General features: G+C 75.3%; 17 protein-coding genes. 10 read left to right on the top strand and 7 right to left on the bottom strand.

Annotation, left to right across the window (positions count from 1 at the left end; genetic code table 11):
* Positions 1-228: 228 nt before the first annotated feature.
* Positions 229-1422 (top strand): NAD(P)/FAD-dependent oxidoreductase, encoded by a 1194-nt coding sequence (locus AB6N24_RS04945; RefSeq protein ID WP_412868314.1) that lies wholly within the window; start codon positions 229-231, stop codon positions 1420-1422.
* 85 nt (positions 1423-1507) lie between these two features.
* Here the strand turns inward: AB6N24_RS04945 and AB6N24_RS04940 are convergent, their stop codons facing one another.
* Positions 1508-2002: a hypothetical protein gene (locus tag AB6N24_RS04940; protein WP_412868313.1), complete on the bottom strand. Its 495-nt coding sequence runs from the start codon at positions 2000-2002 to the stop codon at positions 1508-1510.
* 155 nt (positions 2003-2157) lie between these two features.
* Between AB6N24_RS04940 and AB6N24_RS04935 the strand changes: the two genes are divergently transcribed.
* Both AB6N24_RS04935 and AB6N24_RS04930 read left to right on the top strand, forming a co-directional pair.
* Positions 2158-2610: a MarR family winged helix-turn-helix transcriptional regulator gene (locus tag AB6N24_RS04935; RefSeq protein WP_412868312.1), complete on the top strand. Its 453-nt coding sequence runs from the start codon at positions 2158-2160 to the stop codon at positions 2608-2610.
* On the top strand, positions 2607-3587 hold the full coding sequence (locus tag AB6N24_RS04930) for an alcohol dehydrogenase catalytic domain-containing protein (protein ID WP_412868311.1): 981 nt from the start codon (positions 2607-2609) through the stop codon (positions 3585-3587). The genes AB6N24_RS04935 and AB6N24_RS04930 overlap by 4 nt, the downstream gene beginning before the upstream one ends.
* 53 nt (positions 3588-3640) lie before the next feature.
* Here the strand turns inward: AB6N24_RS04930 and AB6N24_RS04925 are convergent, their stop codons facing one another.
* The 3 genes from AB6N24_RS04925 to AB6N24_RS04915 form a co-directional block, all read right to left on the bottom strand.
* On the bottom strand, positions 3641-4561 hold the full coding sequence (locus AB6N24_RS04925; RefSeq protein ID WP_412868310.1) for a MerR family transcriptional regulator: 921 nt from the start codon (positions 4559-4561) through the stop codon (positions 3641-3643).
* Between the two features lie 15 nt (positions 4562-4576).
* A complete protein-coding gene (locus tag AB6N24_RS04920; protein WP_412868309.1) occupies positions 4577-4960 on the bottom strand; it encodes a VOC family protein in 384 nt (127 codons plus the stop codon).
* A 112-nt stretch (positions 4961-5072) separates the two neighbouring features.
* A complete protein-coding gene (locus tag AB6N24_RS04915) occupies positions 5073-5414 on the bottom strand; it encodes a hypothetical protein (protein ID WP_412868308.1) in 342 nt (113 codons plus the stop codon).
* A gap of 275 nt (positions 5415-5689) precedes the next feature.
* Here AB6N24_RS04915 and AB6N24_RS04910 point away from each other — a divergent pair, with 275 nt between their 5' ends.
* The 5 genes from AB6N24_RS04910 (at position 5690) to AB6N24_RS04890 (ending at position 9067) form a co-directional block, all read left to right on the top strand.
* A complete protein-coding gene (locus AB6N24_RS04910) occupies positions 5690-6364 on the top strand; it encodes a YceI family protein (protein WP_412868307.1) in 675 nt (224 codons plus the stop codon).
* Positions 6365-6384: 20 nt separating this feature from the next.
* On the top strand, positions 6385-6894 hold the full coding sequence (locus AB6N24_RS04905; protein ID WP_412868306.1) for a sigma-70 family RNA polymerase sigma factor: 510 nt from the start codon (positions 6385-6387) through the stop codon (positions 6892-6894).
* Positions 6891-7649, top strand: a complete 759-nt coding sequence (locus AB6N24_RS04900) for an anti-sigma factor family protein (protein ID WP_412868305.1) — start codon at positions 6891-6893, stop codon at positions 7647-7649. The genes AB6N24_RS04905 and AB6N24_RS04900 overlap by 4 nt, the downstream gene beginning before the upstream one ends.
* 122 nt (positions 7650-7771) lie before the next feature.
* Entirely contained in the window at positions 7772-8080 is a 309-nt protein-coding gene (locus AB6N24_RS04895) for an ankyrin repeat domain-containing protein (RefSeq protein ID WP_412868304.1), read from the top strand.
* Positions 8081-8560: 480 nt separating this feature from the next.
* On the top strand, positions 8561-9067 hold the full coding sequence (locus AB6N24_RS04890; RefSeq protein WP_412868303.1) for an FBP domain-containing protein: 507 nt from the start codon (positions 8561-8563) through the stop codon (positions 9065-9067).
* A gap of 128 nt (positions 9068-9195) precedes the next feature.
* Here the strand turns inward: AB6N24_RS04890 and AB6N24_RS04885 are convergent, their stop codons facing one another.
* Complete coding sequence (locus AB6N24_RS04885; protein ID WP_412868302.1) at positions 9196-10833, bottom strand: RICIN domain-containing protein; 1638 nt, start codon at positions 10831-10833, stop codon at positions 9196-9198.
* Positions 10834-11041: 208 nt separating this feature from the next.
* On the opposite strand from AB6N24_RS04885, the gene AB6N24_RS04880 reads away from it, so the two are divergent.
* Positions 11042-11716 carry a class I SAM-dependent methyltransferase gene (locus tag AB6N24_RS04880; protein WP_412868301.1) on the top strand — a complete coding sequence of 225 codons (675 nt, stop codon included), beginning with the start codon at positions 11042-11044 and terminating at the stop codon, positions 11714-11716.
* A gap of 63 nt (positions 11717-11779) precedes the next feature.
* Here AB6N24_RS04880 and AB6N24_RS04875 read toward each other — a convergent pair whose 3' ends face one another.
* Both AB6N24_RS04875 and AB6N24_RS04870 read right to left on the bottom strand, forming a co-directional pair.
* Positions 11780-12868, bottom strand: coding sequence for a trypsin-like serine peptidase (locus tag AB6N24_RS04875; RefSeq protein ID WP_412868300.1), 1089 nt, complete (start codon positions 12866-12868; stop codon positions 11780-11782).
* Positions 12869-13020: 152 nt separating this feature from the next.
* Positions 13021-13533 (bottom strand): MarR family winged helix-turn-helix transcriptional regulator, encoded by a 513-nt coding sequence (locus tag AB6N24_RS04870; protein WP_412868299.1) that lies wholly within the window; start codon positions 13531-13533, stop codon positions 13021-13023.
* 96 nt (positions 13534-13629) lie between these two features.
* Between AB6N24_RS04870 and AB6N24_RS04865 the strand changes: the two genes are divergently transcribed.
* A complete protein-coding gene (locus AB6N24_RS04865) occupies positions 13630-14541 on the top strand; it encodes an LLM class flavin-dependent oxidoreductase (protein WP_412868298.1) in 912 nt (303 codons plus the stop codon).
* Positions 14542-14581 lie beyond the last annotated feature (40 nt).

Here is a 14581-nt window from a genome sequence, read left to right as displayed (position 1 = left end):
TTCGGGTCCGGGGGGACCGGTCGGATCGTCCACCCGCGCGCCGTCCGCGGTGCGTCGTCGGCACGGGAGGTCCGGGGCGTCGTCGTCCCGGCGGAGCGAGGCTATGGGTTACTGACCGGAAAGTACATACCCGACACCGTGGGGCGAAGGCCCCAGCGCGCGCCGGACCGAGGCGTCTCCTACCGTGGCTCGGGTCCCGTCCTCGACACCCCGGAGCGTGGTTCGGTCATGAGCCCCCACCGCCACCACGACGTCCTGATCGTCGGAGGCGGCAACGCCGGCATCTCGCTCGCCGCCAAGCTGCGCCGCGACCGGTGCCGCGACGTCGCGGTCGTCGACCCGAAGCAGACCCACGAGTACCGGCCCCTGCTGTCCTGGGTCGCGGGCGGCTTCGCGACGCTCGACGACCTGCGCCGGCCGCAGGCCGACGTGATCCCCGACGGCGTCCGCTGGTACCCGGACCGCGTCGTCGCGATCGAGCCCGAGCGCTCGCTCGTGCGGCTCGCGGGCGGTGAGGAGATCACCTGCACGGACCTCGTCGTCTGCCCCGGCTCGCAGGTCGACTGGGACGCGGTCCCGGGCGCGGAGGCCGCCGTCGCGACCCCGTACGCGTCGACGAGCTACCTGCCCGAGCACGCACCGGACACGTGGACGATGCTGTCGTCGCTGACCTCGGGCCGGGCCGTCTTCGCGATCTCGGACCGGCACGTCCCGTGCGCGCCCGTCGGGCTCAAGCCCCTCTTCCTCGCAGCCGACCACTGGCGGACCACCGGCGTGCTCGGGGACGTCGAGATCGAGCTGCTCGTCGAGGCCGACCGGCTCGTCGACCTCGACCGCGCCGACCGCGAGCTCCGCGCCGCCGCCGAGGACCTCGGGGTCCGGGTGCGCACCGCGACGACCGTCGAGTCCGTCGACGCGGCGTCGCGGACCCTGCGCGTGCGGTCCGCGGGCGGCTCGTCCGACCTGCACTACGACGCCCTGTACCTCGCGCCGCCGCACCGCGCGCCCGGCTGGGTCGCCGAGAGCGGGCTCGACGCCCCCGGCAGCGACGGGTTCGTCGCGGTCGACCCGCACACGCTCCAGCACGTCGCCTACCCGACGGTGTGGGGCCTCGGCGACGTCGCGACCGTCGACGCGCTGCCCTCCGGCGGAGCGCTGCGCAAGCAGGTGCCCGTCGTCGCGCACAACATCGCCGCACGCCGCACCGGGAAGCAGATGCGGCACTACGACGGGTACTCGATCGGGCCCGTCACCACGTCCCGCTCGCACCTGCTGCTCGCCGAGTTCGACCGCGACCGCCGTCCCGAGCCGACCGTCCGGTTCCCGGACCTCGTGCGCCCGCGCCGCAGCACGTTCCTCTTCGACCGGTACGTCGAGCCGCAGGTGTACTGGCACCGGCTGCTCACGGGTCACGTGTCCTGAGCCGGCACCACCGGTCGCTCGGGGGCGCGCGGGCGCCCGGGTCTCGTCCCGTCGCGGCGCTCGGTCGGCGTGCCCGGGGCGCCGGTCAGGGCCGGCCGCCCCGCCGCCGCGTCGCACCGTGCTCCTCGACGACCGGCAGTCCCGCGACCCAGCCGCTCGAGATCGCGGACTGGATCGGCGCCCCGTACACGCGCTCGCCGCGCCCGGGCACCCGCACCGAGCCGGCGAAGGCCGAGCCCAGCAGCACGGGGAGCCACCGCAGGAGCGCCGGCACGCGAGGGCGCTCGATCCACGCCTGACCGGTGAGCACCGACTCGACGACGGCGACGGTGTCGCGGCGCGGCACGTCGACGTCGATCACGTCCTCGAGCGTCACGACGTCCTCGCCGAGGCGGTCGAGCCGCACGACGACCGAGGGGCGCCCGCCGAAGGCCACGACCGCGACGACGTCGTCCACGGGGTAGGGGTCCGCCTCCTCCCACGGGTCGACCTCGGGCGTCGGCTCCGGCGTGCGCCCGAGGCTCGCGCCGAGCGCCCAGAGCTCGCGCACGACGGCGGCGTGCGAGCCGTCGGCGGTCACGGGTGGTCGACCGGGCGGCCGGGTCGAGGGTGCGTCATGCCCCGAGTCTGGTCCGGGAGCGCGGTGCGCGGGAGATATTCGACCGGCCACGTGGTTACGGCACTGGGCCGCGGGAGGGGCGGCACGCGCGAAAGATCACCAGGAATATAGTTCCGGTGCATCGAGTTCTGATCGGCATGGACTTCTTCGACCTGCTGATCCGGTATGAGACCGGGCTCTGGAACCACCTCGAGGACCGGCTGCGCGACGGTGGTGCCGTGTCCCTCGCGACGCTGTCGGCGCTCCGCGTCGTCGATCACCACGACCGCCGTGCGCGCGTGCAGGACGTCCGCGCGGACCTGCGCATCACCGTGGGCGCCGCGAGCAAGCTCGTCGACCGCCTGGAGCGCGACGGTCTCGCCACCCGGCGTCCGCACCCCGACGACCGCCGCTCGTCGCTCGTCGCGCTGACGCCCGGGGGGCGAGACGCGCTCGCCACGGGGACGGCGCTGCTCGACGACGCGATGCGGGAGCACCTCGCCGGCGAGCCCGCGGACGCGCTCGCGGCCGCCACCGAGGTCCTCGGGCGGCTCGACGCACGCCTGACCCCCGCGGCGGCGACCGCGTGAGCGCCCGCATGCGTGCCGTCGTGGTCGACGCGCCGGGAGGCCCTGACGTGCTGCAGGTCCGTGAGGTGGCCGTCCCCGAGGTCGCGCCCGGAGAGGTGCTCATCCGCGTCAGGGCGTTCGGGCTGAACCGCTCCGAGCTGCACTTCCGCCGCGGGCAGGCGTACTCCGGGTCGTTCCCGCGCATCCCCGGCATCGAGGCGACCGGCGTCGTCGAGGCAGCGCCCGGCGGTGAGGTCGCGGTCGGGACGCAGGTCGTGACGCTCATGGGCGGCATGGGCCGCGAGCGCGACGGCGGCTACGCGGAGCTCGTCGCGGTGCCGGCGGCGCAGGTCGTCCCGTTCCGCAGCGACCTGCCCTGGGAGGTGCTCGGCGCCGTTCCGGAGATGCTGCAGACCGCGCACGGGTCGCTCACGGTGGGGCTGCAGGCGCGTGCAGGGGACACCGTGCTGGTGCGCGGCGGGACGTCGTCCGTCGGCCTCGCGCTCACCGTGCTCGGCGGCCTGCGCGGGCTCACCGTGCTGTCGACCTCGCGTTCGGCGGACCGGCTCGGGCTGCTCACGGACGCCGGCGCGCACCACGCCCTCGTCGACGACGGCTCGCTCGCCGACCAGGTGCGGGAGCTCGTGCCCGGGGGAGTCGACGGCGCGGTCGAGCTCGTCGGCGTCACGACGCTGCGCGACACGCTCCGGGCCGTGCGGACCGGCGGCACCGCGTGCTTCACCGGGATGCTCTCCGACGAGTGGACGATCCCCGACTTCTACCCGATGGACTGGCTGCCGAACGGCGTGCGGCTCACCGCGTACTCCGGCGGCGCGGCGGACCTCCCGCCCGACGTGCTGCAGGACTTCCTCGACGCCGTCGCCGCGGGTCGGGCGCGAGTGCCGCTCGGGCGCACGTACCGGCTCGACGAGATCGCGGACGCGCACCGCGACATGGAGGCCGGGGTGGTCGGGGGCAAGGGGGTCGTCGTGCTGTGAGCCCCGAGCCCCCGGTCGCGACGCGGTTGCCGTGCGCGCGGCGTCCGGACCGGTCACGCCGGGGGCGGCTCGGCGAGCGGCGACCAGAACGACCACGGCTCGCCCTCCGGGCCGAGCGCGCCGTACTCGCGGACCCCGTACGGCTGGTCCGTCGGCGGGTAGGTGACCGTGCCGCCGCGTGCGACGACGGCCGCGTGGTGCGCGTCGACGTCCTGCACCGTGACGACGAGCATCCCGGTCGCGGCCCCGACGGTCGCCGGTGACGCGAGCCGCCACTCGGGGGCGACGCGGTGCAGCATCACGATGCCGTCGGCGGTGCGGACCTCGGCGTGCACGACCGTGCCGTCGTCGTCCCGGTGCAGCGGGCCGGGCACGAGCCCGAAGACGTCGACGAGATGCCGGTGCGCCGCCGCGAGGTCGGCGTAGACGAGCACCGCGATCCGGCGCAGCGGCTCGGTCGCGACGACCGCGGTGTCCTCGAGGACGGCGAGCAGCCGGCGGCACACGTCCACGTCGCTGCCGTGCGGCGCCGCCGGCGGCTTGGGCGCGACGTCCGCGTCCTCGCCCGGCAACCGTCCGGCTCCGACGTCCCCGCCCGGCGGCAGCCCGGCGTCGCCGTCCTCGCCCCGCCGCGGCCCCATCCCCGACGTCACGTCCGTGAGCCGGTGCAGGGTCCGCTCCATCCGCAGCACCTGGTCCTCCAGCGCGGCGAGCTGCCCGCGCAGCGCACCGTCGAGGCTCCAGCCCGGGTCGTCGAGCGCCGCGGCGATGTCGTCGAGCGACACCCCGAACCGGCGCAGCACGCTGATCCGGTACAGCCGCTCGACGTGCGCGCGCCGGTACACGCGGTGCCCGGCGGCCGTCCGCTCGGGACGCAGCAGCCCGACGTCGTCGTAGTGGTGCAGCGTCCGCACGGTCAGCCCGGACACGTGCGCGAGGTCGCTGACCCGCCAGGACGCGCCGTCGTCGTCCACCGCCGCACCTGCCGCTCAGCCGAGCGGCGAGCAGATCGCCCAGTGGTGACCGAACGGGTCGAACAGCCAGCCGCGCCGCTCGTCGCCCTGGTCCTGCGGCTCCCGGTCGACCGTCGCGCCGGCCGCGACGGCGCGGGCGTAGGAGGCATCCGCGTCGGCCACGTGGAGCACGACCGACGACGTGCCGTGCCCGAGCGTCCGCGGGGCGTACGCGCCGTACCGGTGGTTCTCGTCGGACAGGTAGAGCGGCTCGCCGTCGACCTCCAGGGCCACGAAGCCGATCCGGCCGTCCTCCTCGTCGTACCGCTCTCCGCTCTCCTTCGCGCCGAACGCGGCGGCGTAGAACTCGATCGCCGCGGCGCCGTCGTGCACCGTCAGGTACGGGACCATCCGTGTCATCGTCCGCTCCTTCGCGTGCGGTGCCGTGCAGGGCGGCGCCGGACGGTGCCGCTCCTCGTGACGCTAGGCCCTCACGTCACGTGAGGTGCAAGGGGTGCGGCCGGCGCCCGGGTCAGAGCACGTACCCGGTCGAGGACAGAACCGCCGTGTAGGCGACGGCCGCGCAGAGCACGAGCACGACGACCGCCGCTGCCGCGAGGGGCCGCCGGCGCCGGCCGACCGTCAGCGTGACGGCGAGCGCCACGGCGTACGTCATCGCGAGGACGACGGTCCAGAGCACGCCCGTCTCGACGCGGTGCTCGTGCGTGCAGGTGGGGGGCGCCGGGTAGATCGCGGGGCAGACGGTCTCGCGCGGCACGGCATGCCCCCAGATGGCGGCCGCGGTGACGCCGGCCACCACGGTCGCGACGAGCCACAGCCGCCGCGCTCGGGTCCGAGTCGGTGCGGTCGTCATGCTCGTGCCTCTCCGCTCGGCGGGCGCGCTGCTCACGCTCGTCGGCATCCTCGCGTACGCCTCGCCGCGCCACCAGGTCGTACGGACTCGGCACGCGTCGCCCGACCTCGGGACGCGCGCGTGGCCGGCCTCGGCCGACATCCCTCGGTGGCTTCGCGGGGGGCCCACGGGCCGCTCATAGAGACGTGGTGAACCATCGGCCCCTGCGTCTCGTCTACCGGGTGGCGGCCTCGACCGGGTCGCGACGGGGGCGGACGGCGGCAGGAGGCAGGACGATGGACAAGCGCACGAAGGTGATCACGGGTGCGGGGGTCGGTGTGGTGGTGCTCGTGACGGGTCTGATCGTGGGTCCGCGGCTCTACGCGGACAGCCAGAACAGCACGGTCGACGCGGCACCCACGCTGACGGCAGCGGCCGAGGCCGGGAGCACGGCGGCGCCCGCGGCGACCGACGGCACGTGGACGATCGGTGACGGCTCGTTCGCGGGGTACCGGGTCGACGAGGTGCTCAGCGGCAACGACATCACCGTCACCGGGCGCACCGAGGACGTGACGGGGACGCTGACCGTCGCCGAGGGCTCGCTCACCGAGGCGACCGTCGAGGTCGACATGGCGAGCATCGCGACCGACGAGGCGCGGCGCGACGACTACTTCCGCAGCACCGCGCTCCAGGTCGAGACCTACCCGACGGCGACGTTCGAGCTCACGGAGCCCGTGGAGCTCGAGGAGGGCGCGACGAGCGCCCAGCTGGTCGGCGAGCTCACGATCCGCGACGTCACGCAGCCCGTCACGGTCGACGCGCAGATCGCGGCGTCCGGCGACGCGGTCCAGGTCGTCGGCTCGGTGCCCGTGACGTTCGCCGACTACGGCGTCGAGGCCCCCAACCTCGGCTTCGTGAGCGTCGAGGACACCGGCGCCGTCGAGTTCGACCTGCGCCTCACGGCCGGCTGACGGCAGGCTGACGAGCACCGATGACCCCCGACGCCGACGCCGACGAGCTGCTGCGTGCCGTGCACGCCGCGCACGGCGCCGCGCTGCACCGGTACGTCGTGCGCCTCACGGACCCCGCCCGCGCGCAGGACGTCGTGCAGGAGACGCTGCTGCGCGCGTGGCGGAACCCGGAGGTGCTGACCCGCCCCGAGGCGTCGGTGCGCGCGTGGCTGTTCACGGTCGCGCGCAACCTCGTGGTCGACGACGTGCGCAGCGCCCACCGGCGGCGCGAGCTCACGACGGGGGACGTGCCGGACGCCCCGACCGGCGACGGCACGCAGGCGGTGCTCGACGCGTGGCTCGTCGGCGACGCGCTCGACGGGCTCTCGGCCGAGCATCGCGCGGTCGTCGTGGGGGCGTACTACGGCGGGCGCTCGGTCGCCGAGCTCGCCGCGGAGCTCGGGATCCCGCCCGGCACCGTCAAGTCCCGGCTGCACTACGCGCTGCGCGCCCTCCGGCTCGCGCTCCAGGAGAGAGGGGTGACCTCATGACCGCCGACCCGTACCGCGAGTGGGACGCCGCGTACGTGCTTGGAGCGCTCGCGCCCGACGAGCGGCGCGAGTTCGAGCAGCACCTCGCGGGCTGCCCGGCGTGCCGGGAGGCGGTCGGCGACCTCGCGGGGATGCCGGCTCTGCTCGGGATGGTGCCCGCAGACGTGGCGACGCCGGCCGAGCCCGCGCGCGGCTCCGGCGATTTCCGCGCGACCCGGTCGGGCGCGTCCGGCGGCGAGGACGACGAGTCGTCGGCGGCGGTCGTGCCCATCGCCTCGCTCGCGCACGCGGCGCAGCGGCGCACTCGTCGCCGGCGCACGCTCCTCGCGGTCGCCGCCGTGGGGCTCGTCGCGGCGAGCGGCCTCGGCGGTGCGGCGACCGCGCAGCTCGGGGACGACGAGCGCGCACCCGCGGTCGTCGCCGAGGCGGAGGCGCGGACCGTGACGCTGACCCCGGTCGGGCAGTCCGGCGTCAGCGCGGACCTGACGCTCGTCCCGGCCCGCTGGGGCACGCGGCTCGACTGGTCGTGCGAGTACGAGGCCGCCGAGCTGGCCGTCGGGGTCTACACGCTCGTGCTGGTCGACGACGCGGGGGAGCGGACGGTCGTCGCGACGTGGACGAGCACGGGCTCGCGCGTCGCGGCGGGGCTCGGCGCCTCGTCGGCGGTCCCGCTCGACGGCATCAGCCGGGTCGAGCTCGGCGTCGTCGGGCTCGACGTGCCGCTGGCGTCGGCGGAGGTCACGACGGACGCGTGACGGCAGCGCGCGCCCGGACGCCGTCCGCCGGACGTGGTCCTCGTCCCGGACGGGGACGGCTACCGTCGCAGCGGCACTGCCGGCTGTACCCGGCGCTGCGTGGACCCACGAACGGGAGACCGATGACGCCTGCGCACCTGGCCGTGGAGAACGACGACCTGCCGATGCTGCGTGACCTGCTCGACGGCGGAGCCGACATCGACGAGGTCGACGGGCTCACGTTGCTGCAGCACGCGATCGACGCCGAGGTGCAGGGGTACGTCCAGCTCGGCGAGCCCCTGCACGTGGACATGACCGCGTACCTGCTCGCGCGCGGCGCCGACCCGCTCGCGACGGTTCCCGGCACCGGGTCGGCGCTCGACCTGGCGCGGAGGCTGGGGCACTGGCTCGCGGTCACGGTCATCGAGGCGCACCTCGACAGACGGAGGTAGGCGCACGTACGTGCCGCGTCGGGCCGAGAAGGACGTCGGAGCAGGCGGGGACGACGCCCGCGTGCGACGAGGGCGGAGACGTGGCGGAACGCACCCGCAAGATCGGTTGCCTCAGGCGCCCTCCGCGGTGCACCATCGAGGGTCGGGCGCCGCGTGCTGAGCGGCGGCCGCGTCGTCGGAGGAACGGGGAGCGAGCGGATGCTGGGCATCGCGGGATGCGGGGTGGCCGCCCTGGCCTGCTCAGGCGCGCCCGGGAGCCTCGTCACGCACCTCTGACCACGAGCACGGCAGCACGCCGGTCCACCGTTCCCCGGGGCGGTCGACCCCGGCGCGCCGTGCCCCGGTGAGCGTGCGGGCGGGGCTGACCCCTGCCCCGCCACCAGCCGCCCGCCGCCCGGACACCCGGGTCGCGGACGCGTCGCCGTGCACCGCCCGGTGCGCCGGCCGGTGGCCCCGACCCACCGGAAGCCGAGAACTCTGATGAACCCCCTGACCGAGAAGCAGCTCCGTGCCTGCTTCGTCAACGCCTCCCGCCGCGAGGCGGCCCAGGCGACCCTCCCCGACCTCGACGCGCTGCGCTGGGACCGCCTCGAGTACCTCGGCTGGCGTGACCGCAAGGCTCCGCTCGCCGCGTACGTCGTCGTCGAGCTCGACGACGAGCCCGTCGGGGTCCTGCTCCGCTCGGGCGACGCGACGAAGGGCAAGCGCCGCCGGGCGGTGTGCGCGTGGTGCGAGGACGTCGTCGAGACCGACGACGTGTCGTTCTACGTCGCGCGCCGCGGCGGTGCCCTGGGCCGGCGCGGCGACACGATCGGCACGCTGATCTGCACCGAGTTCCGGTGCTCGCAGAACGTGCGTCGCACCCCGACGCGCGCCGAGGCGGGCAGCGACCTGGACTCCGTGCGTGAGCAGATCGTCGAGCGGCGCGTCGCCGGGCTGCGCGAGCGCTCCGCGCGGTTCGTCGCGGAGGTGCTCCGGACGCGCTGACGAGCGCGACGAGGTCCCGGCTCCGACCTCTCGACCGGGAACCGCGCCCGGACGCGCGCGACGAGGGGTGGTCACCTGTCCGGTGACCACCCCTCGTCCGACCTCGTGCACCGCGCGCGGTGATCCGGTCAGCAGCGCGTGATCGCGCTCGTCGGCGTCACGTTGCGGATCGTCAGGTTCGCGGTGCAGGGGCTCTCGCGGAGCCGCGCGCCGTTCGTGAGCGTGAGGTTCTGCAGCGTGATGTCGCGGTTCCCGGCGAACTCGGTGCGTGCTGCGAGGCGGACCTCCCCGCCCGAGACCGTGCCGCTCCGGGTCGCGATCGTGACGTTGTAGCAGTTCTCGATGAGGATCGGGTTGTTGCCGGTCCCCGAGATCTCGACGCGGTCGATCACGGCGCCGCCGCTCTCGGAGACGCAGAAGATCCCGCGGCCGCCGCCCGACGCCTTGACGGTCCCGACGCGGATGTTCGTCGCCCAGGAGCCGCCGTTCGCGCCGTTGCGGTTGGCCATCCGGAACGCCGCGTACCCCGTGCCGGTCCCGGCGCCCTGCGCGTCGACCGTCCCGACGGTTGCCTGGTTGGTGTCGTTGAGCAGCAGCGCGGAGTACCCCGTGTTGCGCCCGGTGACCGTCCCGATCGTCAGGCCGTCGACGCCGTACGTCTCGACGCCCTCGGCGCCGGTGTTCGCGACGTACACGTCGTCGATGCGCACGTTGCGGGTCCGCTGGGAGCGGTCGCCGTGGTTGTCGATGCGGATGCCGAGGCCGACCCGGTCGAACCGGAGGTCGATCTGGCCGAGCGTGATGTTGACGCCGTTGCGGATGAAGATCCCGTAGTTCGGGGTCCCGGTGCCCTTGAGGCGCGTGATCTCGACGTCGGTGACGCCGCGGCCGTAGAAGATCGCCTGGTCGCCGGTGCCGCTGCCGGTCACGTGGATCGTGCCGCACACCTCGACGGTCGTGTAGCTGCGCAGCGAGATGCGGCTGTTCGCGCTCATGGTCCCGGAGCCGCGGACGACGACGCGCTCCTTGGTCGTGCGGCCCGGCGTGAGGCTGTCGATGCCGGCCTGGACCGCGGCGCGCAGGTCGGTCCCGCTGTAGACCTGGCTGCCGCCGCGGCGGGCCGTCCAGGTGCTGCCGCTCTGCACGACCTCCGCCTGGGCGGTGCCGCCGCACTCGCCGGTGCCGCCCCCGCCGCTCCCGGAGCCGACCGGCACGAGCTCCCACTGCTGGTGGTAGGAGTTCGCGTTGGTCCCCTGGACGACGAGGGCGCCGTCGGCGGTCGAGCGGTCCTGGACCTGGACGACCTTCCCGGAGAACCGGTTCACCAGGCGGACCCGCCCGCCCTCGGAGTCGGAGAGCGTGAACTGCTGGTTCTGCGCGTTGAGGTCGGTCCACTGGCGGATCTGGGCGCCGTCGGCGGCGTTCCACTCCCACACGTCCAGGACCTTGCCGGAGTGGCGGGCCTTGAGCCGGTACGCGCCGTCGCCGGTCGGGACGAACTGGAAGTGCTGGTTCCACCCGTCGCCGCGGGTCCACTGGAGGACCTGGGCGCCGTCGGCGGTCGAGCGCGCGTCGACGTCGAGGGCCTTGCCGCTCTGCCGGTTCACGAGCTGGTACCAGGCGGTCGGGTCGACGGTGGCGGCGCTCGCCGCGGGGGCGACGGCGACCGCGCCGACGGCGGCCAGCGCGGAGGCGACCGCGGCGACGGCCGTGAGGAGGGCCGCCGGTCGGCGGCGGGTGGGTGGGCGGTTCTCGGTCAGGTGCACGTCGTCGGGCCCTTCCGGTCGGGGTGTCCCGCGGGCGCCCGGCCGCGCTGCGGCGGGGTCCGACGCCGTGGGGGCGCCGGACGGCGGGCGGGTGCGGGGGGTGCGCCGACCGTAGGACAACGTTGTAGGACGGCACAACGAGCAGCGGCCGCGATGAAACGGTTCAGACGGCAAGCTGCGGTCCGGCGGCCGGTGCCACACTCGTCGGATGGCCGACGCGAGCGACGAGGACGGTGCGACGGAGCGCGCGACCGACCCCGCGACCGAGCGTGCGCGGCGGTACTTCGACACGCACGCCGACGCGTACGACGACGAGATGCGCGTCGCGGAGCGGCGGCTGCTCGGCGAGCAGCGGACGTGGGCCACGTCGCGGGCGTCCGGCACGGTGCTCGAGCTCGCGGTCGGCACCGGCCTCAACCTCCCGCTGTACCCGGCGGCGGCGACGCACGTGCTCGGCATCGACCTGTCGACGGCGATGCTCGCCCGGGCGCGGCACCGGGTGCGCGACCTCGCGCTGGGGGAGCGGGTCGAGCTGCGCGAGGGCGACGCCCAGCACCTCGACCTGCCCGACGGCTCGGTCGACACCGTCGTCGCGACCTACGCGCTGTGCACCGTCCCGGACCCCGGTGCCGCGCTGCGGGAGGCGCGGCGCGTCCTGCGACCGGGTGGGCGCCTCGTGCTCGTCGAGCACGGGCCGGCGTCGTCGCGCTGGGTCCGCGGCGTCCAGCGCGTGCTCGACCCGCTGGCCGTGCGGTTCCAGGCGGACCACCTGCTGCGCGAGCCGCGGCGGTTCGCGGCGGAGGCCGGATTCGACGTCGAGCACGCCGACCAGGTGGGGACGGCCGGCCTCGCGCACCGGGTGGACGCCCGGCGCCCGGTGTGAGCTCGCCGACCGGAGCGCGCGAGAGCGGCGCGCCGCAGCCTCGCGACGCGCCGCCCGCACCGGTCAGGGGAAGTTCGACCGCGCGTACGTGATCAGCGCGCTGAGCGCCGACCCGCCGCCGAACTCGTTGTCGCCGGACGTCGTCGGGCCCGGGGTGCCGGACTCGGCGGACTGCACCCCGACGACCCGCGGCCACGGCTCCGAGCCCCACCAGCCCCACACCGGACCGCCGGAGTGGCCGCCCGTGATGTCGTTGAAGTGGCCCATGACGAGGCCGTCCTGGCCGGACACGGACTCGTCGGACGTCGACGAGACGACCGCGCTGCCCACGAACGCCGGGCGCTGGGTCCCCGTGAGGTCGCCGGGGTAGCCCATGTGCTGCCAGTACGCGCCGCCGTTCCAGCCGTCGTCGTACGCGCGGTAGCCGGCGTAGCCGACGTGGTCCCCGACGGGACGGTCCATGACGAGCACCACGTAGTCGAACGCGGTCTCGAGGTCGGTGAGCCCGCCCTCGGCCTTGTTCCACGACAGGATCGAGGTCGCGTGGTACTCGCCCCACGGGCCGTTGGTGTTGTAGTACCCGGGCGAGAACGTGACCCACCCGGCGCCGCCGTCGTCGTGCCAGTCGATCATGTGGCTCGCGGTGAGCACGTGCCGCGGGCCGACGACCGCGCCGCTGCCCGTCCCGCCCGCTCCCCAGACGCGGCCGACGATGCGCCACGGGAACGAGGTGTCCTGGTAGACGTAGCGCGAGTCGGGCTGGAACACGTTCGCTGGCCGGTCCTCGTCCTCGCCGAGCTTCCCGGCGCGCTCGAGCACGTGCGGCCACGAGCGCAGCGCCGCGAACGGCGGGCGGTAGCCGTCGAGCTCCCGGACGTCGCCGAGCTGCTCGACGAGGCCGCGGTCGAGCTTCTGGACGTCGAGCGTCGGGTACGGCGGCTCGACGCGGACGCCGTCGCCGCGGGTGCGGGCCACGACGCGGTAGGTGCCGCGCTCGTCACGCACGAGCTCGACGTCGTCGCCGTCGGGCAGGGCGAACTCGTAGAGGGAGAACTCGCCGCCCGGAGGGGCCTCGGTGGCCTCCTCCTCGCGGCGCCGGCGCAGCGAGCGCGCGGTCACCGGGGCGTCGAGCTTCTCGGGTGTGGTGGTCATGGGGTGCCTCCTGCTCGGGCCGCCGGAGGTCGGCGGTCTCCTGGGTGGAGGCTGTGGGGGGCCGGGGGATACGGCCGGGCAGGGCACGGACGGTGCCCGATGGGGCGCGCCGCGAGTGCCCGACGACGCGCCGGGCCGGGTGGCGCGGCGGGTCAGCGGGCGGTCAGCCCGAGCTCTCCCTCGACGGCCGCGCAGACGTCGCTCGCCGGAGCGATGCCGCGGAGTGCGCACGCCGCGGCGGAGAGCAGGTGGCGCAGCGCCGCACGGTCGGCGGGCGCGAGGACCTGCAGCGCGGCGTCCTCGGCCGCGCGCACGTCGTCCTCGAGCCGGGCGAGGGTCGTGCGCCCCTCGGCGGTCGGGACGAGGCGGCGCTGGCGCCGGTCGGCCGGGTCGACCTGGCGCTCGACGAGGCCGGCGGCGACGAGGTCGTCGACGAGGTAGGTCATCACCGTCCGGTCGATGCCGAGGTGCCCGGCGAGCGCGAGCTGGCTGCGCTGGTCACCGTGCACCACGGAGGCGAGGACCTGGAAGCCGCGGTGACCGTGCGGGACGGCGTCGAGCACGGGCCCGACCTGCTCCTGGTAGTGCCGCAGCAGCACGCCGAGGCTCCACCCGAGCTCGTCGTGCCCCAGGCGTCCGCCGCCGGCTGCCGTCGTCGTCTCCACGCCCGCAGCATACGCCGAGGACGTCGCTTGCGCAGATCGTCTGCTGGACATACGGTCTGCTCGACAACGCGAATCCGTCGAAGGGACCGCCCGACCATGGCTGACCACGGCCACGACCTGCTGCTCGGGTCGTTCCTCACGCCGACGCACGCCGACCCGCAGGCGCCCGTCCGGCTCGCCGTCGCGAGCGAGGCCGCCGGGCTCGACCTCGTGACGTTCCAGGACCACCCGTACCAGCCGGCGTTCCTCGACACCTGGACCCTGATGTCGTACGTCGCCGCGCGGACCGAGCGCGTCCGGCTCGCGGGCAACGTGCTCAACCTGCCGCTGCGCCCGCCCGCCGTGCTCGCCCGCGCCGCCGCGAGCCTGGACCGGCTGTCGGGCGGGCGCGTCGAGCTCGGCCTCGGGGCCGGGGCGTTCTGGGACGCGATCGAGGCGATGGGCGGACGCCGGCTCACGCCGGGCCAGGCGGTCACGGCGCTCAGCGAGGCGATCGACGTGATCCGCGGCGTGTGGGACGACTCGACGCGCCAGCCGCTGCGCGTCGACGGCACCCACCACGCCGTGCACGGCGCCAAGCGCGGACCGTCGCCAGCGCACCCCATGGAGATCTGGCTCGGCGCCTACAAGCCGCGGATGCTCGCGCTCACCGGGCAGAAGGCCGACGGCTGGCTGCCCTCGCTCTCCTACCTCGGCTCGCCGCAGGACCTGGCCGACGCGAACGCCCGGATCGACGACGCCGCGCTCGCCGCGGGCCGCCGGCCCGAGGACGTCCGGCGGCTCCTCAACATCAGCGGAACCTTCGCCGACCGGTCGGACGGCCTGCTCCAGGGGCCCGTCGCGCAGTGGGTCGAGCAGCTCGGGGAGCTCGTGGTCGAGCACGGGTTCAGCACCTTCGTCCTCGCCGGGGACGACGAGCGCGCGCTGCGGCTCTTCGGCGGCGAGGTCGGCCCAGCGCTGCGTGAGCTCGTGGCCGCGCACCGCGGGACGTCGGGGGCCGGCGCGTGAGCGGGCGGGGTGACGCCGGGCACGCGCTGCGGCTCGGCGC

This window comes from Cellulomonas jepli (assembly GCF_047229345.1).
Taxonomy (GTDB): domain Bacteria; phylum Actinomycetota; class Actinomycetes; order Actinomycetales; family Cellulomonadaceae; genus Cellulomonas_A.
This window is presented reverse-complemented; position numbering and strand designations above follow the sequence as displayed.

Excerpts from the sequence above, each read along its gene's own strand:
- AB6N24_RS04875 (WP_412868300.1), bottom strand. The coding sequence starts at position 12,868 with ATGACCACCACACCCGAGAAGCTCGACGCCCCGGTGACCGCGCGCTCG.
- AB6N24_RS04915 (WP_412868308.1), bottom strand. The coding sequence starts at position 5,414 with ATGACGACCGCACCGACTCGGACCCGAGCGCGGCGGCTGTGGCTCGTC.
- AB6N24_RS04880 (WP_412868301.1), top strand. The coding sequence starts at position 11,042 with ATGGCCGACGCGAGCGACGAGGACGGTGCGACGGAGCGCGCGACCGAC.
- AB6N24_RS04890 (WP_412868303.1), top strand. The coding sequence starts at position 8,561 with ATGAACCCCCTGACCGAGAAGCAGCTCCGTGCCTGCTTCGTCAACGCC.
- AB6N24_RS04920 (WP_412868309.1), bottom strand. The coding sequence starts at position 4,960 with ATGACACGGATGGTCCCGTACCTGACGGTGCACGACGGCGCCGCGGCG.
- AB6N24_RS04910 (WP_412868307.1), top strand. The coding sequence starts at position 5,690 with ATGGACAAGCGCACGAAGGTGATCACGGGTGCGGGGGTCGGTGTGGTG.
- AB6N24_RS04865 (WP_412868298.1), top strand. The coding sequence starts at position 13,630 with ATGGCTGACCACGGCCACGACCTGCTGCTCGGGTCGTTCCTCACGCCG.
- AB6N24_RS04895 (WP_412868304.1), top strand. The coding sequence starts at position 7,772 with ATGACGCCTGCGCACCTGGCCGTGGAGAACGACGACCTGCCGATGCTG.
- AB6N24_RS04945 (WP_412868314.1), top strand. The coding sequence starts at position 229 with ATGAGCCCCCACCGCCACCACGACGTCCTGATCGTCGGAGGCGGCAAC.
- AB6N24_RS04900 (WP_412868305.1), top strand. The coding sequence starts at position 6,891 with ATGACCGCCGACCCGTACCGCGAGTGGGACGCCGCGTACGTGCTTGGA.
- AB6N24_RS04905 (WP_412868306.1), top strand. The coding sequence starts at position 6,385 with ATGACCCCCGACGCCGACGCCGACGAGCTGCTGCGTGCCGTGCACGCC.